Source organism: Nitrospirota bacterium (assembly GCA_013388455.1).
GTDB lineage: Bacteria > Nitrospirota > Thermodesulfovibrionia > Thermodesulfovibrionales > SM23-35 > JACAFF01.
On the sequence record JACAFF010000003.1, the window covers coordinates 81,336 to 102,768 of the forward strand.

The 21,433-nt window shown below is 35.4% G+C and carries 17 protein-coding genes and 1 riboswitch; of the genes, 9 read left to right on the top strand and 8 right to left on the bottom strand.

All coding sequences use genetic code 11. The features are described 5' to 3' along the window. Position 1: 1 nt before the first annotated feature. The 9 genes from HXY53_01275 (at position 2) to HXY53_01315 (ending at position 10,521) form a co-directional block, all read left to right on the top strand. Positions 2-385 (top strand): DUF1992 domain-containing protein, encoded by a 384-nt coding sequence (locus HXY53_01275; GenBank protein ID NWF75202.1) that lies wholly within the window; start codon positions 2-4, stop codon positions 383-385. Next, the gene (locus HXY53_01280) at positions 382-1,227 is read left to right on the top strand and encodes an ABC transporter substrate-binding protein (GenBank protein NWF75203.1); all 846 of its coding nucleotides are present in this window, start codon (positions 382-384) and stop codon (positions 1,225-1,227) included. The genes HXY53_01275 and HXY53_01280 overlap by 4 nt, the downstream gene beginning before the upstream one ends. 104 nt (positions 1,228-1,331) lie before the next feature. Further along, positions 1,332-1,540, top strand: a riboswitch (cobalamin riboswitch). A 25-nt stretch (positions 1,541-1,565) separates the two neighbouring features. Continuing rightward, a complete protein-coding gene (locus HXY53_01285) occupies positions 1,566-3,416 on the top strand; it encodes a TonB-dependent receptor (protein ID NWF75204.1) in 1,851 nt (616 codons plus the stop codon). 67 nt (positions 3,417-3,483) lie between these two features. Further along, positions 3,484-4,920 (top strand): cytochrome c biogenesis protein ResB, encoded by a 1,437-nt coding sequence (locus tag HXY53_01290; protein NWF75205.1) that lies wholly within the window; start codon positions 3,484-3,486, stop codon positions 4,918-4,920. Between the two features lie 3 nt (positions 4,921-4,923). After that, on the top strand, positions 4,924-6,006 hold the full coding sequence (gene ccsB, locus HXY53_01295; protein NWF75206.1) for a c-type cytochrome biogenesis protein CcsB: 1,083 nt from the start codon (positions 4,924-4,926) through the stop codon (positions 6,004-6,006). Between the two features lie 250 nt (positions 6,007-6,256). Then, a complete protein-coding gene (htpX, locus tag HXY53_01300; GenBank protein ID NWF75207.1) occupies positions 6,257-7,099 on the top strand; it encodes a zinc metalloprotease HtpX in 843 nt (280 codons plus the stop codon). A gap of 77 nt (positions 7,100-7,176) precedes the next feature. Further along, positions 7,177-8,139 (top strand): NAD(P)-dependent oxidoreductase, encoded by a 963-nt coding sequence (locus HXY53_01305; GenBank protein NWF75208.1) that lies wholly within the window; start codon positions 7,177-7,179, stop codon positions 8,137-8,139. Then, positions 8,100-9,326: a pyridoxal phosphate-dependent aminotransferase family protein gene (locus HXY53_01310; GenBank protein ID NWF75209.1), complete on the top strand. Its 1,227-nt coding sequence runs from the start codon at positions 8,100-8,102 to the stop codon at positions 9,324-9,326. The genes HXY53_01305 and HXY53_01310 overlap by 40 nt, the downstream gene beginning before the upstream one ends. A 73-nt stretch (positions 9,327-9,399) precedes the next feature. Then, on the top strand, positions 9,400-10,521 hold the full coding sequence (locus HXY53_01315; protein ID NWF75210.1) for an N-acetyltransferase: 1,122 nt from the start codon (positions 9,400-9,402) through the stop codon (positions 10,519-10,521). A gap of 70 nt (positions 10,522-10,591) precedes the next feature. On the opposite strand, the gene HXY53_01320 is transcribed toward HXY53_01315, so the two are convergent. From HXY53_01320 to HXY53_01355, 8 genes are all read right to left on the bottom strand, one after another. Next, the gene (locus HXY53_01320; protein NWF75211.1) at positions 10,592-11,971 is read right to left on the bottom strand and encodes a diguanylate cyclase; all 1,380 of its coding nucleotides are present in this window, start codon (positions 11,969-11,971) and stop codon (positions 10,592-10,594) included. Between the two features lie 21 nt (positions 11,972-11,992). Beyond that, entirely contained in the window at positions 11,993-13,306 is a 1,314-nt protein-coding gene (locus HXY53_01325; protein ID NWF75212.1) for a hypothetical protein, read from the bottom strand. Between the two features lie 299 nt (positions 13,307-13,605). Further along, entirely contained in the window at positions 13,606-14,850 is a 1,245-nt protein-coding gene (locus HXY53_01330) for a hypothetical protein (GenBank protein NWF75213.1), read from the bottom strand. A gap of 50 nt (positions 14,851-14,900) precedes the next feature. Further along, on the bottom strand, positions 14,901-16,211 hold the full coding sequence (locus HXY53_01335; GenBank protein ID NWF75214.1) for a hypothetical protein: 1,311 nt from the start codon (positions 16,209-16,211) through the stop codon (positions 14,901-14,903). Next, on the bottom strand, positions 16,204-18,144 hold the full coding sequence (locus tag HXY53_01340; protein NWF75215.1) for a hypothetical protein: 1,941 nt from the start codon (positions 18,142-18,144) through the stop codon (positions 16,204-16,206). Before HXY53_01340 ends, HXY53_01335 begins: the two co-directional genes overlap by 8 nt. Positions 18,145-18,196: 52 nt before the next feature. Further along, a complete protein-coding gene (locus HXY53_01345; protein ID NWF75216.1) occupies positions 18,197-19,819 on the bottom strand; it encodes a peptidyl-prolyl cis-trans isomerase in 1,623 nt (540 codons plus the stop codon). Then, on the bottom strand, positions 19,810-20,850 hold the full coding sequence (locus HXY53_01350; GenBank protein NWF75217.1) for a hypothetical protein: 1,041 nt from the start codon (positions 20,848-20,850) through the stop codon (positions 19,810-19,812). The genes HXY53_01345 and HXY53_01350 overlap by 10 nt, the downstream gene beginning before the upstream one ends. Next, entirely contained in the window at positions 20,840-21,424 is a 585-nt protein-coding gene (locus HXY53_01355) for a hypothetical protein (protein ID NWF75218.1), read from the bottom strand. Before HXY53_01355 ends, HXY53_01350 begins: the two co-directional genes overlap by 11 nt. Positions 21,425-21,433 lie beyond the last annotated feature (9 nt).

The window sequence follows — 21,433 nt, forward strand, 5'->3', positions numbered from 1 at the left end:
AATGGAATTTTTAGCAAAAATAGCTGAAAGAAAAATTATAGAAGCTATTGAGAACGGAGAATTTGATAATCTCGAAGGCAGGGGAAAACCCATAATATTCGAAGATGACACATGGATTCCTGAAGATCTGAGAATGGCTTACCGATTTCTTAAAAATGCTGGCTGTACACCTCCAGAGCTTGAATTGAGAAAAGAAATAATGAACCTGTGTTCATTGATGAATAATATAGATGATGATAAAGAAAGGCTGAAAAAATTTAGAGAATTGAACTTCATGATTCTTAAACTGAACCTGACCCGCAAAAAACCTTTTGATCTAGAAGATTTTCCTGAATATGAAGCGAAGATAATGGATAAAATGCTTAAGGAAAAAAATCCTCGGTGAATGTTCAAAGGTTATTTTATTTAACTTTCCTATTTTTTCTTTTTCATCCTCTTCCTTTCCACTTTCTTTATGCTGAACCTCCAAAGAGAATTATATCTTTAGCCCCAAATCTTACAGAAATTCTTTTCGAATCAGGACTCGGCAATAGGGTTATAGGAGTAACAACCTTCTGTGATTATCCTGAAGAGGCAAAAAAAATAGCAAAAATTGGCGGCATGTCCAATCCTTCTCTTGAGGCTGTCGTTAGATTAAAACCTGATATAGTAGTAATGACTACTGATGGAAATACAAAAGATTTCGCTAATAGAATACAATCATTGAATATAAAAACATATGTGTTTAAAGCACGTCGCCTATCGGAGTTGCCTGGAGCTATTCGCGACATGTGTTCAGTTTTAAATTGTGCTCCTGAAGGGTATTCACTTGCAGAAAAAATAGAAAATTACATAAACAATGCCAGCCTGGAAATGAGGAATAAAAATAAATCATCGTTACAAAAAAATGTTCTTTTTATAGTCTGGCCTGAACCTCTTATAGTTGCAGGGCCAGGAACAGCTATTAACGAGGCAATTAACCTTTTAGGTAGTAAGAACATTGCTGAGAAAGCGAAAACTGCATATCCAAAATATTCTGTTGAAGAGATTATTCGTCAATCACCTGATGTTATTATTATTGGCAAGGGTCATGAAAATATGAAAGTTGTGTCAACAAAACTCATCATGAGGTTAAAAAATATTCCAGCAGTAAAAAATAATAAGGTTTTTTATATTAGCGATAGTTTATATAGACTTGGCCCACGAGTCATCAACGGGATTGAAGAACTCAAGACTTGTCTGCAATAACTCTTGATAATTTTCTTTAATTTATGATATAAACTAACACCTTTGACAAAACGTTTAAAAAACCAAAATAAAAAGGAGGTGATGGTTAGACAATAAGTAGCATAAAATTTACTCACTGTCTGGATTCAAGGGAAGAGAGGTAAAAAATCCTCCGCTGCCCCGCAGCCGTAAGGGGAACAAAAGCCCTGAAACAAACCACTGTCAAAAGAATCGATTTAAACTTACGAACGTTTGAATCGTTAAGTTGATGGGAAGGTGGGCGAGTAGGTTAAAGCCCTGAGCCGGAAGACCTATCCAGACATGGTTCTTAAAATTTAACTTTCTCGAGGGAGGAAAAAATGAGATCATTTTTAAAACTTTTCAATATTTTGTTATCATCTGCTTTTTGTCTATCACTTTTCACTTTATCATTTGCAGAAGAAAATACTATCTCAATGGAAGAGATCATCGTAACAGCTTCAAAAATTAATGAAGAAATCGAAGAAACAACAAGCACTGTTATTGTTATCAAAAATGATGATATAGAAAAAATGAACGTTCAATTTATTCCAGACATTTTAAGGAAGATTCATGAATTAAATCTTACACAATCCGGAAGCACAGGAACACTTGCAACTGTAATCATGCGTGGTGGAGATTCCACACATACAATCGTCATGATCGATGGCATAAAAGTTAACAGTACATTAACAGGATCATTTGATTTTTCAGGAATAACTATCAATGATATCGATAGGATAGAGATAGTTAAAGGGCCACAAAGTACGATGTATGGTTCAGAAGCAATGGCTGGGGTCATCAATATTATCACAAAAAAAGGGAGCGGTAAACCAAAGGTTGTATTATCTCTTGAAGGTGGTTCATATGGAACATATAATCCATCGGTTAATATTTCAGGGGGAGATGAAAAATTTGACTACAGGCTTACAGTCAACCATTTTTATACAAATGGCATCTCGATTGCAAAAACAGGCGAGGAAGAAGATAGTTATATGCATTCCTCTGTTTCCAGTAGTTTTGGTCTTAGAGCCTCAGAAACAATACAGTTTGAACTCATGGGAAGATATTCATACAATCGTTCTGAACTTGATGGATTCGACTTTCTGCAGATGGAGGCTTCTGATGATCTGAATTTTATTCAACGTGGAAATCATTATCTTGTCTCAGGAAAAGGAAAGATTCATATTTCTGATATCTGGAATCAGTTTATTACTATCTCAACAACTCAGGATTCCCTTAAATTCACAGATCCTGATACATATTTCAATAATTATCAGATAATCTCAAATATTGACACAATTGACTGGCAGAATAACATTTACTTATTGCAGATACTTACAGTAACTGGAGGTATAGAATATAGAATAGAAAAAGGAGAGAATGTAGATAACTTTGATGAATCTATCAAAAATAAAGCATTTTACCTTAATAACAAACTGAAACTCCTGAACGACGATATAGTATTTAATGCTGGCCTGCGATATGATGATCATGAGACCTTCGGTAATAAAACAACATATAGAATCGGGGTAATGTATCTTGTCAGTCCTTTGAATTTGAGAATAAAAAGCAGTTATGGAACAGGATTTAGGGCACCAACTCTAAATGAACTTTTCTTTCCTTTTTATGGCAATACGAAGCTGAAATCTGAAGAGAGTTCTTCATGGGAGTTATCGATAGAGGGGAATTACTTGCAAAAAAAAGTAATGGTTTCTGTCACATACTTTATTCAGGAATATAAAAACCTGATACAGACAGATCCTATCACATACACTGCTGCTAATATTTCAAAAGCAGCAATAAAAGGAATTGAAGCAACGGCTTCTTATCACATGACAGACTATCTATCTCTCAAAGGTGGTTATACATATCTTGATACAGAAGATAAAACTACCGGTGAAAATCTCACGAGAAGGCCTGAAAATAAATTTCTTGCATCTCTGGAATTTTCTAAAAAAGGGCTATCCTTGCTTGCTGATTATCTATATGTAGATCAATGTTTAGATTCATCTGTAAACAGAAAACTTTCATCGTATTGGCTTGTCAATTTATCAGGAACATATCAGGCAACAAAATCGCTTAGCCTTTTTGGAAGAATCAACAACCTTTTCGATGAGGATTACGAAGAAGTTGGAGGCTATAATACTCCTGGATTTTCAGCTTACGCCGGGCTAAAAATATTTTTTTAGAACTATTTCTTTCTTGTTTTCTCTTTTTTAAAAATATTAAAATAAATACTCGGAGTGTTTTAAATAATTGGAAAAAGAAAATAACAAGAAATTAACGGACAAAATCTGGAACTTTTTTGCATCAATAAAACTCGCCATTACCGTTTTTGCTCTCATAGCTCTTACATCAATAATAGGGACTATTATCGAACAACGTGCTGATCCGGAAAAAAACATTCAGATACTTTCGAAACTCTTTGGAGAATCTCTCGGTCCAACTATGTTTAGCATATTCGATAAACTCGGATTTATGGATATGTATCATTCATGGTGGTTCACTGCTCTATTGATACTTTTCTCTGTCAATCTTATCATCTGCTCACTTGAAAGGCTACCAAAAACATTGAAAATTATTAAGGACCCAATAGCCCCTGTCTCCGATGAACAAATCAAAAATTTCCTCATAAACAAAGAAGTTATTTTGAAGGCAAAACCGGACAAGATAAAAGACAAGGTTGCCTTGGCAATGAGTTCCGTTGGATTCAAAAATTTTCAGGAGATAAAAGAAGACAAAGGATACCAATTATTCTTGCAGAAGGGACGTTATGGAAGACTCGGAGTATACGTTACCCATTTCAGCATACTCATTATACTTATAGGAGCGATTTTAGGAATGAGGTTTGGTTTCAATGGATATTTGAATATTCCAGAAGGTGTGGTATCAAACATAGCTTTCTCCACAAACGGCAAAGAAATCCCATTAGGATTTGAAATTCGATGTGACAATTTCGATGTGGAATTCTATGGTGCGTCAGATATGCCAAAAGAATATAGAAGCTGGCTGAGTATAATAAAAGACGGGCAAATTGTTGTTCAAAAATCCATTGTGGTAAACAATCCCCTTGTTTATAAAGGCATAACCTTTTATCAGTCAAGTTATGGTTTTATTCCTGAAAATGCTGGAAGAGGTATTCTTTTATTAGGTATCACTTCTCGCGAAGGAAAAACATCTGAGTTTCAATTAAGACTTGGGGATACTTTTCACATACCAGGGAGTACTATTTCTGGTAAGATTCTTGACTTCAGTCCTGCACTTAAGGTCGATGAACATGGACACGCCTTTACGTATACAAACCAGATGAATAATCCTGCAGTTCTTATCGCATTTTTTGATTCTGATAAACACAAATATACAGGATGGATATTACGAAGATATCCTGAAACCGGCCAGTTACCAGAAGGTCACAGGATAGTTTTCAAGGATTACTGGGGTGTTGAATACACAGGGCTTCAAGTAAGAAAAGACCCTGGTGTATGGGTGGTATATTTAGGTTGTATTGCAATGAGTATAGGATTGTTTATAGCTTTTTTTATAAGCCACAGAAAGGTCTGGATAAAAATAATTGAAGATAAGAATAACAGTAAGATACTAATAGGAGCGTTAGCAAATAAAAACAGGGTTACTCTGGAAAAAAAGATAGATAAATTGATCTCTATTCTCAGGAAGAATCATGAAGGGAGATAATAGATGAACAGTTCTTTTTTATTTGGTCTATCAACAATGGCTTATATTTTTGCAATGATGATATATATAACTTATCTTGCTTTCAGAAAGAGTTCTGTTGGAATTTTTGCAACAATAATAACTGTTATTGGCTTTGTCTCCCAGACCTTTGCTATTTTTCTTAGATGGAAAGAATTTGCTGATCTCAGCGGGTTAGGTCTTATACGTTCTGCACCTCTTACAAATCTATATGAATCGCTCATATTTTTTGTATGGTGCCTGATACTAGGATATCTGATTATTGAATTCAAATTCAAAAACCGTTCATTCGGCGCATTTATAACTCCTATTGCTGGTCTTGCACTGGCATTCATCGATCTCACCGGTGTTACAAAGGAAATTCAACCTCTTGTCCCTGCATTGAAAAGCAACTGGTTGTTAGCTCATGTAACGATGAGTTTTCTTTCATATGCTGCATTTGCTTTATCATTTAGTACAAGCATTATGTATCTGATTTTCACAACTGAAAAAGGGAAAGATTTATCGTATGTATTCTGGACAATAACATTCGGATGTTTTGTTGTAATCCTTATTGCAATGGGCATTGATTTTCTCACTTTTAAAGTTGCGGTAAAGCCGGATATCTTCATTAAAAGTTATCTGTTTAAATCTTCATTTATGAATCCATCGGGTATTATTAAAATAATCAGCTGGATTGTAACAATTGCCGTTCTTTTTCTTGTGTGGAAATATGGCTATATCCTGAAAACAGCTATCATGAAATTCAATATAAGTTCTGAAATACTTGATGAAATAACATATAAGAGTATTGCTGTAGGATTTCCAATCTTTACTCTCGGAGGACTTATTTTTGGTGCTGTATGGGCAGATCAGGCATGGGGTAGATACTGGAGCTGGGATCCAAAAGAAACCTGGTCACTGATAACATGGTTTATATATGCATTCTATTTACACGGCAGGATGATAAGGGGATGGAGGGGTAAAAAAATAGCGATTGTTGCAGTTATCGGTTTCACTGCAGTGATGTTCACATATCTCGGAGTTAATTTACTCCTTTCTGGACTTCATGCATATGGCTCAAAATAGAAACCAAACGCCTAACAGAAAACGTTGAACGCTTTCCTCCACAACTAAATATTGATCTACATTGTTGAAACAATAGATTATAGCTTCAGAAACCCAACTCAGTAAATACAGATATTAGGGCAGTTCAACAATAAGTGTATATATGTTTGGCTTGCAGCCGCAAAAGACACCTATTCTTGAAAATATAAATATTTTTAAGATAACATATTATTAGCAGTAATTAGACTTCAACGGAGGTAGATAAAAAACTATGAATAACATAAAAACAATGGTTCTTCTTGTAGCGTTAACTCTCATCCTTGTATGGGCTGGGGGTGCGCTTGGCGGCAAGCAGGGAATGACCATAGCTCTGATCTTTGCTATTGGAATGAACTTTTTTGCATACTGGTTCAGTGACAAAATAGTATTGAAAATGTATGGAGCAAAAGAAGTAACAGAGTCAGAAGCTCCTGAGCTTTTCGCAATGGTAAGAAGACTTGCTCAGAAAGCAGAAATACCCATGCCCAGAGTCTATATTATTGATGCAGACCAGCCAAATGCATTTGCAACTGGAAGAAACCCGAAACATGCTGCTGTTGCAGTAACAACGGGTATTATGCGTATTTTGACAAATGAAGAACTTCAGGGAGTAATAGGGCATGAACTTGCACACGTAAAACATCGTGATATTCTTATCAGCACAATAGCTGCAACTATTGCAGGAGCAATAAGTTATCTTGCACAAATGGCACAATGGGCAATGATCTTCGGTGGTCATAGGGGAGATGATGACGAAGGTGGAAATCCGATTGCCGCTATTATTATGATGATTGTTGGTCCTATAGCAGCAATGATTGTTCAGATGGCTATCTCGAGATCAAGGGAGTATGCAGCAGATGCAGGTGGTGCAAAGATTGTAGGTAATCCAAGATATCTTGCAGGTGCACTCAAAAAACTTCATATGGCATCTCAGAAAATACATATGCAGGCAAATCCAGCAACATCCCATATGTTTATTGTTAATCCATTATCAGGAGGTGGTCTGTTAAAACTTTTCAGTACACATCCTCCTATTGAGGAACGTATAGCAAGACTAAATTCTATGAGCCTTTAAGTCAATATAATATCGTAATATCGGCTCTATTTATGCTTGACTCTACAAATCTCCTTTGTCCAAAATATTGTTAAATTATGAAAGCTCTGGTGACAGGAGCTACAGGATTTATTGGTAGCCATCTTTGTGAGGAACTTATTAAGAGAGGCTATAAGGTTACGTGTCTCTCAAGAAAAACATCTAACTTAAAATGGATAGAAAACCTTAACATAAATGTTGTTAACGGTGATTGCACAATATCAGAATCTTTAATTAATATAGTTTCAAATTTTGATTATGTTTTCCATATTGCAGGACTTACGAAATCTATAACAAGTAATGATTTTTATAACATAAATACAAAAGGCACGGAAAATCTATTAAAAGCCACTGTCAAAAGAAATCCGAATATACAAAGGTTTATCTATCTTAGCAGTCTTGCTGCTGTGGGGCCCAGTAAAAATGGAAACCCTGTAAACGAATATTCGCATCCGTCACCTGTATCTGATTACGGGAAAAGCAAACTCGAAGGTGAAAAAGCTGTTTTGAAATATAAAGATATAATACCGGTAACTATAATAAGGCCTCCCGCTGTTTATGGCCCAAGAGATAAAGATATGCTGTTAATATTCAAGATGATCAAAAAGGGTTTTTTCTTTGATCTCGGGAAATGTTATTATTCACTATTATACGTAGAAGACCTCGTTCGTGGCATTATATCATGTGCTGAAAACAAGCAAGCTGATGGGAAGATATATTTTATATCAGATGATAAAGCATATAGTGGCGAGGAAATAGCCATATATATATCATCTGCATTAAATGTAAAGCCACGTCATTTAAAGGTTCCGAAATTTTTTATGCCCTTTTTCGCATTTATGAATGAAAGAATAAATAAATATGGTATCATCAATAGAGACAGGATAAAGGATTTCAGATATTCACATTGGATTTGTGATGCAAAACTGGTACGTGAAGAAATAAATTTCATACCAGAAGTCACAATTAAGGAAGGTATAAAATGGACAGCAGACTGGTACAGAATTCACAGATGGCTATAAAAAAATCATCAGATATATTTGATAAGTGTTACCGTTTTGATAAGGCAAAGTTTTTTATAGCTCAAGGATTATATCCATATTTCAGGGTCATAGAGAGTGCACAGGATCCTGAGATTATAATGAATGGCCGCAGAATGATTATGGTTGGTTCAAATAATTATCTTGGACTTACAAACCATCCAAAAGTTAAAGAGGCAGCAATAGAAGCTATCAAAAAGTATGGTACAGGTTGTGCAGGTTCAAGGTTTCTTAATGGCACTCTTGATATACATGTGAAACTCGAGGAAAAACTTGCACGCTTCATGAGAAAAGAAGCAGCTTTAGTCTTCTCTACTGGATTTCAGGTAAACTTAGGGGTAATATCTTCACTCGTGAGTAAAGAGGATGTTGTATTAATAGATAAGATGGATCATGCAAGCATAATCGATGGGTGCAGACTTTCCTTCGGCGATATAAGAAAATTTAAGCATAATGACATTTTAGATCTTGAAAGAGTTTTAAAGGAATATGATGAAAAAGGAAAACTCATAGTAGTTGATGGGGTTTTCAGTATGGAGGGAGATATTGTTAAACTTCCAGAAATTTTACAGCTCGCAAAAAAATATAGTGCACGCTTGATGGTTGATGATGCACATGGCATTGGAGTACTTGGGAACACAGGGCGTGGGACGGCAGAACATTTTAATCTTGAAAATGAAGTAGATATAATAATGGGTACTTACAGCAAATCCCTTGCTTCTATTGGTGGATTCATTGCGGGGGATGAAGATATTATACACTATGTTAAACATCATGCTCGTTCTCTTATCTTCAGTGCAAGTCCACCTCCTGCGTCAGTAGCTTCTGTTAGTGCAGCTTTAGATATTATTGAGAATGAACCGGAAAGAAGAGAAAATCTCTGGAAAAATACAAGAAAAATGTTACAGGGGTTCAAAGATCTTGGTTTTGAAATTGGACCCAGTCAAACCCCGATAATCCCTATTATAGTTGGTGAAGATGAAAAGGCATTTTCAATGGCAATGATGCTTCAGGATGAAGGTGTCTTTGCAAATGTTGCTGTAACACCAGCAGTCCCTTTTGGAAAGTCTTTGATAAGAACAAGCTATATGGCAACCCATACGGATGAACACCTTGATATTGTACTTTCAGCGTTTAAAAAAGTAGGCAAGACGCTGGGAATAATATAAATGGCACTATTTAGTCATTAGTCATTGGTCACTGGTCAATGGTAAAGAAGTTTAGAATAATGACTTATAACCAATGATTGCTGAAGGTATAAGAATAATCGAGGTTAAAACCCAAAAAGAACTCGATGATTTCATAAAATTTCCATATTTTCTTTATTCTGATAATTTATTTTACATCCCACCTCTAATAAGAGAAATGAAAAAAAAGTTTTGCCGCACAAAAAACCCTTTTTTTAAGCATGCAGATGTGAGATTCTTTCTTGCTTTTAAAAATGGTAAGACCGCAGGAAGAATAACTTCAATTATTAATTATAAACATATCGAATTTCATAATGAAAAAGCAGGGTTCTTTGGTTTTTTTGAATCGATAAATGATCAAAAAGTTGCCTTTGCCCTTTTCGATACTGTGTCTGAATCACTAAAAAATGCCGGGATGAAAATCATGCGGGGGCCAATGAGCTTTTCAACAAACGATGAGTGCGGTCTTCTAATAGAAGGTTTTGAAACTTATCCTATGATTATGACTTCTTATAATCCCACCTATTATCGCGAAATTATAGAAACATACGGAATGGAAAAAGCAAAAGATCTTTTCAGTTATATAATTGATATTCCTGACAAACTACCCGAAAAAATAGAAAGGGCTGCTGAAATAGCTACAAAACGTGGGATACATGTCAGACCGATAAATATAAAGAAGTTTGATGAGGACATGGAAAAATTCAGAACTGTATATAATTCTGCATGGGAAAAGAACTGGGGTTTTATCCCTTTGACAGATGAGGAACTTACATATCTCGGGAATGATTTGAAACCGTTATTGGTGCCCGATATTACACTTATTGCTGAAAAAGGTAATGAGCCTGTTGGATTTATGGGAATATTACCGGATTATAACTTTGTCCTAAAACAGATGAAAGGCAGATTCAACCTTATTAGTATAATGAAGGGTATATATTATTCTAAAAAGATTAAGGATCTAAGACTTTTACTTCTCGGCATAAGAACTGAATTCAGGCAGAAGGGTGTTGATGCCCTCTTATTCAGAGAAGGATTTAAAGGAGCAAAAAAAAGAGGTTATAAGAGGGCAGAATTTTCATGGATACTTGAAGATAATATTCCTGTTCAGAAGCTTGTTGAAATGATAAAAGGAAGATTGTATAAAAAATATAGAATTTATGAAAAAATACTTTAGAGAATAATTGAAAATTTCGATTATTTAATTAATGAAATCTATGAAATGTTAAAATCTTGAAATGTGTTTTTCATGGCATAGAATTTGACCTATAATCTTCTATAACATATACCCTATCTCTTCCCTCCCCTTTTGCAACATATAAAGCATTATCTGATCTTTTAATAAAACTTTCTATATCCTCACTTTCTGGATTATATTCAGCAATACCGAGACTGAGCGTAACTCTAACTTCTCTTTTTATATTTATTTTAAATGGATAATTTTTTACCATTAAACGAATCCTTTCTGCAATCTCCATTGCTGCTTCCATTGAGGTCTCTGGCAGAATTATAAAAAATTCATCTCCTCCATATCTACCGATTACATCGATATTACGTAGTGATTCTCTCATCAATAAAGAAACTTCTCTTAGTATTCTATCTCCAACATCATGTCCATAAGTATCATTGATTCCTTTAAAATAATCAACATCAATTATTATCAAAGACAACTTAGAACCATATCTTTTAGCCCTGTTAATCTCCTCTTCTAATTTTTCTATAAGAGCCCTTCTATTAAGAAGTCCTGTCAGATCATCTGTACGTGAAAGGTGTTGCAATTTATCTAACATAAAATCTCTTTCAGCTTCGATCATTTTACGATTTGTAACATCCCTTGTATATTCAATGACATGAGATATTTTTCCACCTTTAATAATAGGATATGTATAAATCTCTAACCAGATATTCATTTCTGGAGGAAAATTTATCTTTTTTTCTTTTGTCTGAGGTTTGCCTGTATCAAAAGTTTCCTTAACTGCACAATTATCACAAATTGTATTTCTTTGATATAGAACCTTGTAACACAAATTCCCTATCAACTGTTCAATACTTTTTCCTCTAAGCCGGGCATATGATTCGTTTGCCTTAACTATTCGATAATTATTATCAATAATATTAAACGGATCATTAATGCTTTCAAATATCATCTTGTGAAATATTTCAGATTCACGTAGAGCTAATTCAGAATTTTTAAGCTCTGTTATGTCAATCGCAATTTCCATTCGAACATAGCGCTTATCAGGCCAAAGAATTGCCTTGTCAATGCAATGATACCATCGCCCTGTTTTCTTATTCTGAAAACACCAGGTAACTGGTGGTGCTGGTTTGCCATTTATGAGTATACGATTGTTTGTACAAAATTCACAAGGCTTATTTTGTCCATCTTGAAATACTTCAAAGCATTTTTTACCTATAATATCATTACCATAATGATCTTTTATATATTTATTGACACGCAGGATATTATAATTCTCAATATCAGAAATATATACTATCCCGTCAATTCCATCCAAGATTGAAAACATTTCATCCACTATCTCCTTCGCAGCTTCGATTTCTAGCCTTCTAATCCTATCTCTTGAATTTTTCTTATCTAATATATTTTTTGAACTTTTATATTTAACCACTATATATCATCCTCTCAAAAATCAAAACGAATCTCTGCCATATGAAAAAGAACCATGGTAATGGCAACAATTGCAATTTATTGCCTCCCATAGTCTGTTACACGGTTGTAAGCCTCCTCCTCCACTTGACCCCCCATGGCAAGTATTACAACTGCCTCCTGTATAAAACGGATCCGTAGAATTTCCGTGATGGATATGGTAATACCTATTTGGAGTACAATTTGTATCAAACTCATAATCATCTTTATGGCACCTATTGCATAGATAAGCCATCTCTTTATTTGTATCATTAAATGGTGGTATTTGGCCTGAAGTATAACAATTATCTGTTGATTGAATATTCGTTATAATACCGTTTAGTAATCCACCATTTACTTCTCTCCTTATTAATACTCTGTTAGGTGAACCATGTGGTTCATGACAATCTGTGCATGCAAGCACCTTACCCATAATAGACCCATAAGGATTATCCATACTTATTGCTATATCAGCATCTTTTTTACCATGTTTGTCACCAGAGGCACCCCAGTTAATAATTCTTAGATTTCTCCCGAGTGTAGAACTATATATAGTTGAAGTACTATGACAATCAGTGCAAAAAGTGACATAGTCTGTCAAGTTAGAACCATCTGTTGTAGTAGAACCGTCTGGTTCATAGGTGGTGGTAGAATAACGATAAGGAGCCTGATAATTTGCTGTATAATAACTCATCCTCTCTGTTGAATCGTCTCCCCAGAGACCCCATGCATTATTATCTGTACTATGCTGGCTTGGTCGAGAAACAGGCCATCCCCTATTGCCAGAAGTATGAAGGTCTCTCTGTGCCCTGTGAGGATTATGACAGGCATTACACGGATTTGAATCAGCAGTATATCCCCAGGATTTGCTGGTTATTAGAGTCTTAATATTATTAAGGTTATGAGAACTACCTGGATAAGTAAAAGAAAATGCCTCTAAAATATCATTTAACGTGTCAGAGGTCCAGCCACCAGCACGATAACTATAACTACGGTTGACAATTCCACCAGACTGAAAAGAACTCAGATCTGTATGACATTTAAAACAAAAATTATCCGTCTGGCTTACATGATTAATGTAAAATAATGCATAAGCATTAGGTCCGCCTGTAGGATTTGGTTCACTGCCACCAATCATCGCATGCTGTTCATGGCAGTGTGCACAGTTGCCTTTTGAATAACCAAGTGCAGACAAACTCGTCCTGTCCACTCCGAAAGAAGTATCACCGTGAGCAGACTCGAGATAAGGACCAGAACTTGCACTGTCAGGCAGAATAAAGCATAGAGATAAGAGCATAGAACATAAAACTAAGAACATTGAGCGAAGAGTAAATCTGCTCTTAATGTTCCAATAGTTTCTAATGTAACAGTTTAGTTTCCAGAAACCCTTTTGCATCCCTAATTCTCCTAACTCTTACATGCCCCTAACCCCTCTTTTTAGAGGGGAATTTTTGAAAAACCTCTCTATCAAGATGGGAACTATCGGAAAACCCCTCTTAATAAAGAGAAACTTTCGGAAAGAATTGCCTATTACTTTCTCATAAACTTTTTCCTTTACATTTGTCATTTAATGCCCTGTTATAAATGTTTAATGGCTTCTTTCTCTGACTAATGACTTTAGTCTTTTGACGTATGGCATACAATACATCCATTCGTACCGCCGTTTCCCGGCCAGCCCTTATAATCCCATCGTAGTATTTTAAAATAAGGCGATGCATGTGCATGGTGACAAGAAAGGCACATGATCATGTCTGAGTTAAGAGTTACGACGCCACTCGGTGCTGTCCATCCGCTAAGACTCTGCCGTGCAACAGGAACAAGTGGGTCATAAGTCCCTGTACCACCGACCGCATTAAATGCACTCGAATATTCTCCTGAGTTAGGGATAATCAAATCTGATGGATGTCTGATCCACGGACTACCAGTTGAAACATCATCCTCTATATGAAAATTTCCATGGCAGCCAGTACAATATGCTGTCATAGTATTTCCCAAAGTTGAAAAACCTCCAGTGGATGTTTTAGTACCACTATACCCAAGATATTCGTTATGATCTGTTGAGTCTGCATTATATTGCCAATCATCATCCTCAATCCCGGTTACACCACATCCGGAACCCAATTGATGACCATCTAAAAATCGATACCAGCCTTCATCAGCACTGTCAATTACAGGACCTGTATCATCAAGATGATGATAGCCTTTTGCGTAAGTGCCACTACCTATCATATGGCACTTTGTACATCCCTGCCTACCATCAAAACCAGCACCTACGACTGTTCCATGAATGTTGGCATGACAGCTTTCTGTCCCGCATGAACTATTTCCTGTATCACCGGGTGCAACAACTGGATTTAAAGTATCTTCCGGGTTCGAAGCTAAAACATTATGTCCTTTTGTGTCATCTGTTTGTATCCAATAAAAATTTCCTGCGGCAAGACCCTTAAAAGTATTATAGGTAGGCTCTACAGTGTTGAATACAATTGGAGCCTTTGTAATATTATCCTGCCAAGTTATAGAATCTGTCTTTGAATGACACCCTAAACAGCTATGAATTAGCATATTCCCTCTGGGGACATCAGTTTTTACGAAAGACGTGCCATCAAAGTCATAAGCTACAGCAACCCCATTCTGGCTGTTATGCATAGTATGACAATTGTTACATGCACCAGTTACTTTTGCCTCCAATTGGTCAGTAAAAAGCAGAGCGCAAATAAGGATAAGCAAACAAAAAAATGCATTTTTTGAGTATGCAGCCTTAATAAGGTCTATTGAGCTTTCCGTCTTCCAAAACTTCAAAAACTGTGTAAACCCAGTACACCTTGTAAGCACAGCAATTTTTACCAGCTTCCTTTTTTGCATATGCTTTTCTCTTAGTCCCAAGTTCTTTGCAATCTTCTAATCGCACTTTACTACGACTTTTTATGGCACTGAATACACAACTGTCTTTTCCTGTCAAAATATAACATGAATTCAGCCTTTGCAGAATGCATACTGTGGCATGTGATACAGGTTATCGGTTTTCCATCTCTCGGATCTTTCACATTTTCGCCAAGTGGATGAGCAACTTTATGTTGTGCTACATGGCATCTTGCACATGTTTGAATCTCATCAACCTTAAAATATAGCTTATTGTTAGAATGTGGCGGTACATGACATTCAAAACATTTTCTCTCTTTTATAGGGGTGCATCTGACAGGACTTGCTCTTAGTGCCTTTTCCATTGTGATAATTCTTCTTTCGGTAGTTTCATGGCAAGTAAAGCATAGTAACGACTCTTTTACTGTAAGGGTTTTATTCTTTGAAGCATGAGGATTATGACACATTACACAAGCACCTTTTGCATCATTAATATGAACATCTTTTTCTTTTAGCTTTGCTGGATCTACTTTGTGACAGTTAAAACATAAATTCTTACCAGACGATTTTGTTGTTATCTTTCTGTCAGTCAGAATAGGTTCATGACATTGTTCACACTTCTTTTCTAAAAATGCTGTATGTCCATAAGGTCCCAGAAGACTAATAGTATTAGATGCATGACCACCGTGACATGAAGTGCAATCCATATTTTCTGTGGCAAATGTTATAGACACTTCACCAGCCTTACACTTCGCTGTATGGCATTTTTTACACATTCTATCTGGTTTATCAAGAAGCTGATTTTCTTCTGAAGATGCATGAGGATTATGACAGGATGCACATTCTCCTTCTTTAAAAGGCAAATGAGCATATGTCCTTTTGAGTTGCTCTTTTAACGTCTCGTGACAACCCCAGCAGAGGTTTTTCTCATCTCTTATCAGAAGATGTTTATTTTGTCCACCATGAGGATAATGACAATCAGTACAAATTCCTTTCTTCAGTGCCTGATGCACATAATTATTTTTGAGAGTCTTCTTAATGCCGTCATGACAACTTAGACAGAGGAAGTTAATATCTTCCTTTATCAAATCCTTCATGTTACTTGCATGCGTATCATGACAGACAATGCATTTCCCATCCTTAAATGGAAAATGTAGATTGTTACTTAACAGGCTTTCTTTAAGTTTTGTATGACATTGATAACAAAGATCAGGTATCTTTGCTTTGAGCTCTCCCTCTGCGAAAGCAGATGCTGTGAATAATAAGAAGTAAATAGTAATCATTGTAATAAACATAAGATTAGTTAACTTAACAAGCTTTTTATTATTTATTAATGACTTTTGATCATAGACTTTTTTATTCATGGCAATAGGAACAGTCTCCTTTGGCAAAAGGACTATGTTTCATCTGTTTAAGCAGACCGGGCCTTTCTGTTACATGAGGGACATGACAGCTCAAGCATCGATTGATTTTAGCTAATGGTTTTATATGTGCTTTAGACATCGTGTCTTTATCAGTTGAATGACATGTAATACATAATGCCGGGTCTTTAGCATTTAATAATTTCTTCAAATCAGATGAATGAGGTATGTGACAACTTATACAATCTCCTATCTCCATGGTTATATGCCCTTTTCTGACAGTTGTAGTAACAATTCTTTCATGGCATGAAAGGCATAGTTCTTTTGGATTATTGAAAAGAAGATTTGTGATCATAGTTCCATGAGGACTGTGGCAAGAAGTACATTTCCCCTCTTCAACCGGTAAATGTATATATTCCTTTTCTTTAATATTGTTCTGAACAGTCTTATGGCAATCATGACACAATTCAGGCATCGTCCGCACTGTGCTTGCTACATAATCACTTGCATGGGGGTCATGACAGATTCTGCATGACTTTTCCCTGAATGGTTTGTGCTTTTTGTCTTCCGTAAGTTCATTAAGCATACTTCCGTGACAACTCATGCAAATCTGTTCAGGAGGATTATTTAATAGGGTTCTATACGAGGAACTATGTGGTTTATGACAGGAAATGCATTTTCTCTCATTCACTGGTGTATGAATATAAGTCTTGAAGAAATTTTTCTCCTCCTTTTTGTGACATGAATAGCAAAGAGTAGCCATTGAAAATTTTAACAATGCAGGATTGTTGCTACCATGCGAGTCATGGCATTTTTTACATTCAAGTTTTACAAATGGCTGATGCAGATATTTTTCTTTTGTTTCCTTATCAGTTTTATCATGACATGTAAAACATATCTTTTTTTCAGAGACCTCAAGATAATAAAGGTTTTCAGATGCGTGGGGATTATGACAGCTTGTACACCCTTTATCCTTTATTGGAGCATGCATCTTCGATTGCTTCATAATATCTGATTTTTTCTCATGGCAATGAGTGCAGAGTGCTATCTTATCCCTGAAAGTAGCTCCGGGATAATCCGTCGCATGGGGATTGTGACATTCAAGACATTTACCTTCATCAACAGGGCGATGTCTATGGGTCTGTTTGAAATTTTTCTCTTCTTTAATGTGGCAGCTATAACAGAGTTTACTACCTTGAGCAACAGGTTCAAGAGGTTTCGGATCTGTTATTGGCTTATGACATGAAGAACACATACCCTCCTTTAGAGGCGTATGAACTGATTCACGGAGCAATTTGTCATTGGTTGAGCTGTGTGGTGTATGGCACTCTGTACATCTTCCTTTTTCAACAGGGTATTGTCTGTGAGCTTTTCTAAAATCATTCGATGAAATATTGTGGCATGACTGGCAAATGTCCAATTCTGCTTTGATAAGATTATTCTTGTAGTTTGAACCATGTGCCGAGTGACATGTCGGACATCCTTCTAAAACTGGCTTATGTAGGGTTGGCCGGTTGAATGTGTCTTGCTTATGGCATATAAAGCACTGTTCATTACCTACGTTTCTCTGAAGGGCTTTATTATCTGATGAATGCGGATAATGACAGGGAAGGCATTTACTCTGTTTTATTGCGGTATGTAAAAATGGCATTTTTTCAATTTCAGTCACTAATTCTTTATGACAAAGGAAACAGAGTTTTTTCTCATCACGCTCTTTGAGGGTAAGCACTGCGATCTTTCCATGTCTCAGATGGCAGGCTTCACAATCTTTCTTTTCCATCGGAGAATGGATATACTTCTTCTGAAAATCACTTAATGTTTTTTTATGACAATCAAGGCATGGTTTTGCTTCAAATCCTCTTCTTTTTACCATTGGTTCAGATGCACATGTACATAAAAAACAAAAAGTAAATAGTATTATTATAAATTTATACATTTTATACACCACAGTAATTATTTATAAGCAATTGCTATAAAGTCAAACAATTTCATCTTTGTAGTTTCACTTCAAGTGATTTGATAACATCTTCATATACCAATATCTCAGCATCTTTCTTCAGTTGATTCACATATTTTTCAACAATTTCTTTAAATTTCTTATCATAAACTGCTTTGGAAACATCATTTTTTACTTTTTCGAATTCTTCAATTGCTTCTTCTTGCTTTTCCAGAATTTTTATTATTTTATATTGAGAATTTGCTTGGATTACCGGGCTTAGCTCTCCAGTATTTAAGTTCTCTACAATATTTCTTAGAGGTTCAGATAATTCTCTTTTTGTAAACCAACCTGCTTCTCCACCCTTTGAAGATTCTGAGTCTATAGATTTTCTTTTTGCTATCCATGAAAAGTCTGCTCCATTACGAAGATTTTTTTCTACCTCTGTTGCTTCTTCAATCGTTTTTACTGTAATCTGCTGAATCCTATATTTAGCAGGGCTGAGAAATTCTGTTTGATTATTTTGATAATATTCTTCCAAATCAACTTCAGTAATAGTAATCTGTGGTTTGATAACTCTTTCAGTAAAAGTTTTTTTAAGGAGCTGGTTTTCATAACGATGAATCATTCGCTGAAGGTCTTTACCTTTTTCATAGTGTCTGCTTAAGGCTTCAATATCTATTAGTTTTCTCTCAATCCAGCTATTCAATAAATCATCAGTTGATTTAATTCGAGACGACTTAATTAACTTCATAAATTCTTCTACAGATAAAACTTTTTCTCCATTGATTTCTACTAACACTTCTTTATCTATTAATGATGAATCCTTTTCCTCTTTTTCAGTAATCTCTTTAATCTCTGCTAAAAGTTCACGATTTATCTTCACCTTCATTTTTTCACGTAGATATTGAAGGTATTTATCACTTAGTTCTTTCTCCTTTTTCTTTCTGATCTCTTTTTCTATACTTTTTTGTAATTTTTTGAATTCGTCCTCTGGTGCTGCTTTTCTCTCAATAAGTTTGACAATATAATATTTGTCTTTATTGTTTATAACGTCGCTGATTTCTCCTGGTTTTAGATTTACTATTACATTTTTTAATAACGGATTCAGCGTCCCTTTTAGTAAGATAATCTCGCCTCCTTTCTCTTGTGAAGAATGCAAGGAATATGCCACTGCTATCTGCTTAAAATCTACGTTATTTTTTAACTGCCCTAAAGCCTCTTTTGCCTTTTCTTCCGAATCAGTTTCTATATAACCTATGGTGAAACGTTCATAATTACACTTGTAATATTCCTTAATTTCCTCTTCTGTCACAGAAACCTTTCTAACAATTTCTTCATCATGAAGTCTTACCACAGATTCCCTGAGTATATAAGCATCAATAGCCTGTTTAATTTCAGGAAGTTTATCCATACCCGATTTTCGTGCTTCCTGAATTATCAATTCATCATCTATCAGTTTCTGAATGTAATTTTTTAAATCTATCGAGCCAGCTGATGATAGATCTTCTCTTCTATGTGATATTGTCAACACATATTTTAAATCTTCCTCAGTCATAGGTTCACCATCTACAATTGCCAGAACCAGATCATCTCCTGTTTTCATTGACGCACAACCAAGCAGGAGAGTGAACATTAAGCAATAAACTACAAGCAATAATTTTTTCATCGCCATTTTATTTTTCCCATTTTATTAACAAGCTTCCAGACTGTCTTGTATGCAATATTCTCTGCTGATCTCACTTTTCCAAAATCAAGGATTAAAATGTCATCTCCACCAGTGCAATGCATTGTTTCAGACCATAATATTTTTTTGTTTCTTGCATTTATCAGTCGAATACTGATAATAGATTCAGGAGGATTGTTTCCCTGTGATTCCTGATAATTTTCAACAGTTCCTAAGATTATTCCATCAACCCCTAAGTTGTCTGCTATTGCATCAATATTCGTATAATCTATTTCTCCTTTATCTTTAACTCTGCGATCTACAATAAGCTTCTGCACATCACCATATTCAAGTGGCTCAAATTTTTCACTCTTCAGAAGCTCAACAATAAACATATTCGTTACTATCATCCCAGCATCTTTTATTTTTGATTTGTTCTGAAAAGGCATAACTGCAATCTTAAACGTTGCTTCCTTTTCTTTTACAGGAGGCGATGTGCTAAAAGAATCAAACATCTTTTTAATAACTTTTACAGAAAGCTCTTCAATATTTTTTATTGTTCCAAGACCAAAAATTGTTGTAAAATCCTCGCCTGTGGCAGATGCATGTTCTGCCCAGAGAATCATATTATCTGTAGCATTAATAAGACGTGCTGAAATACCAAAAATCGGATTATCATTTATTAAAAATGTATTTATAGAACCAACCATTATACTATCGACTTTTAATTCTTCAGTAGCTTTAGCGGCAAGCTCCTTTGATATGTATCCTGTAGACCTGACTCTTTCTTTTAATAAAAAAGCATTAAGAATCTCTTCGTATAGCACTTCTAATCCCTTTTCTTCAAGCATTTTTTTCATTTCTGGCATTACAATATCCAGCGCTCTTTTATCTTCACTGAAGTTGTCAAACGGAAATAAAGCTACTCTATATTTACCTTCATTAATTCCAGCAAAGGACTCAAATACTGGAAATATTAAACTCAGTAAAATAACTATGATTGCCTTTGCAACACCTGTTTTAATAGCTTTAATATTCATAGAGTGTCTGTATAGCTTCTCTAACCACTTTTAATACTGTCTCGCTCATAGTGTCTGCTCTTGCACCAAAATGTTTTGACCAGAAACTGGCACCTCCGCGTATCTTTGTCACAGACCATATAATACTGCCAGAATTTGCATCAGCCATCATCAAGGTAATATTTACTTCAGGTGCAGTAACATTTCCCTCTCTTATCTCTCCATATTTATTTACCGCACCCAGAATAACTGCCTGAACCTTCAAATTTTTGCCTATTGTTTTAATCTGTTCTGCATTTGGAGATTGACATTGTTTTAACTTTATAGCTTCGCATGCAGTGACAACATCGCCGGGACATACTACATCGACAAGTCCTGATGCCAATAGCTCACTAATTACAACCTGCCTTACTGCTTCACCAGCAAACTTTTCATTTGTCAGATTTTCCAGAGGCAAAACAGCTACTCTCTTAATAAAGCTAAAGTCTATGTCCTGGTTTATATAAAAAGAAGGAGACCCTCTTCCCCCGCAGCCTGCACAAAAGAGTAATAAAAAGATTGCGAACAATATAAAGATTTGCTTTAACAGTTTCATATATAAATA

Excerpts from the sequence above, each read along its gene's own strand:
- HXY53_01305 (NWF75208.1), top strand. The coding sequence starts at position 7,177 with ATGAAAGCTCTGGTGACAGGAGCTACAGGATTTATTGGTAGCCATCTT.
- HXY53_01355 (NWF75218.1), bottom strand. The coding sequence starts at position 21,424 with ATGAAACTGTTAAAGCAAATCTTTATATTGTTCGCAATCTTTTTATTA.
- ccsB (NWF75206.1), top strand. The coding sequence starts at position 4,924 with ATGAACAGTTCTTTTTTATTTGGTCTATCAACAATGGCTTATATTTTT.
- htpX (NWF75207.1), top strand. The coding sequence starts at position 6,257 with ATGAATAACATAAAAACAATGGTTCTTCTTGTAGCGTTAACTCTCATC.
- HXY53_01275 (NWF75202.1), top strand. The coding sequence starts at position 2 with ATGGAATTTTTAGCAAAAATAGCTGAAAGAAAAATTATAGAAGCTATT.
- HXY53_01345 (NWF75216.1), bottom strand. The coding sequence starts at position 19,819 with ATGGCGATGAAAAAATTATTGCTTGTAGTTTATTGCTTAATGTTCACT.
- HXY53_01335 (NWF75214.1), bottom strand. The coding sequence starts at position 16,211 with ATGAATAAAAAAGTCTATGATCAAAAGTCATTAATAAATAATAAAAAG.
- HXY53_01350 (NWF75217.1), bottom strand. The coding sequence starts at position 20,850 with ATGAATATTAAAGCTATTAAAACAGGTGTTGCAAAGGCAATCATAGTT.
- HXY53_01325 (NWF75212.1), bottom strand. The coding sequence starts at position 13,306 with ATGTTCTTAGTTTTATGTTCTATGCTCTTATCTCTATGCTTTATTCTG.
- HXY53_01315 (NWF75210.1), top strand. The coding sequence starts at position 9,400 with ATGATTGCTGAAGGTATAAGAATAATCGAGGTTAAAACCCAAAAAGAA.
- HXY53_01285 (NWF75204.1), top strand. The coding sequence starts at position 1,566 with ATGAGATCATTTTTAAAACTTTTCAATATTTTGTTATCATCTGCTTTT.
- HXY53_01340 (NWF75215.1), bottom strand. The coding sequence starts at position 18,144 with ATGTATAAATTTATAATAATACTATTTACTTTTTGTTTTTTATGTACA.
- HXY53_01330 (NWF75213.1), bottom strand. The coding sequence starts at position 14,850 with ATGCAAAAAAGGAAGCTGGTAAAAATTGCTGTGCTTACAAGGTGTACT.
- HXY53_01310 (NWF75209.1), top strand. The coding sequence starts at position 8,100 with ATGGACAGCAGACTGGTACAGAATTCACAGATGGCTATAAAAAAATCA.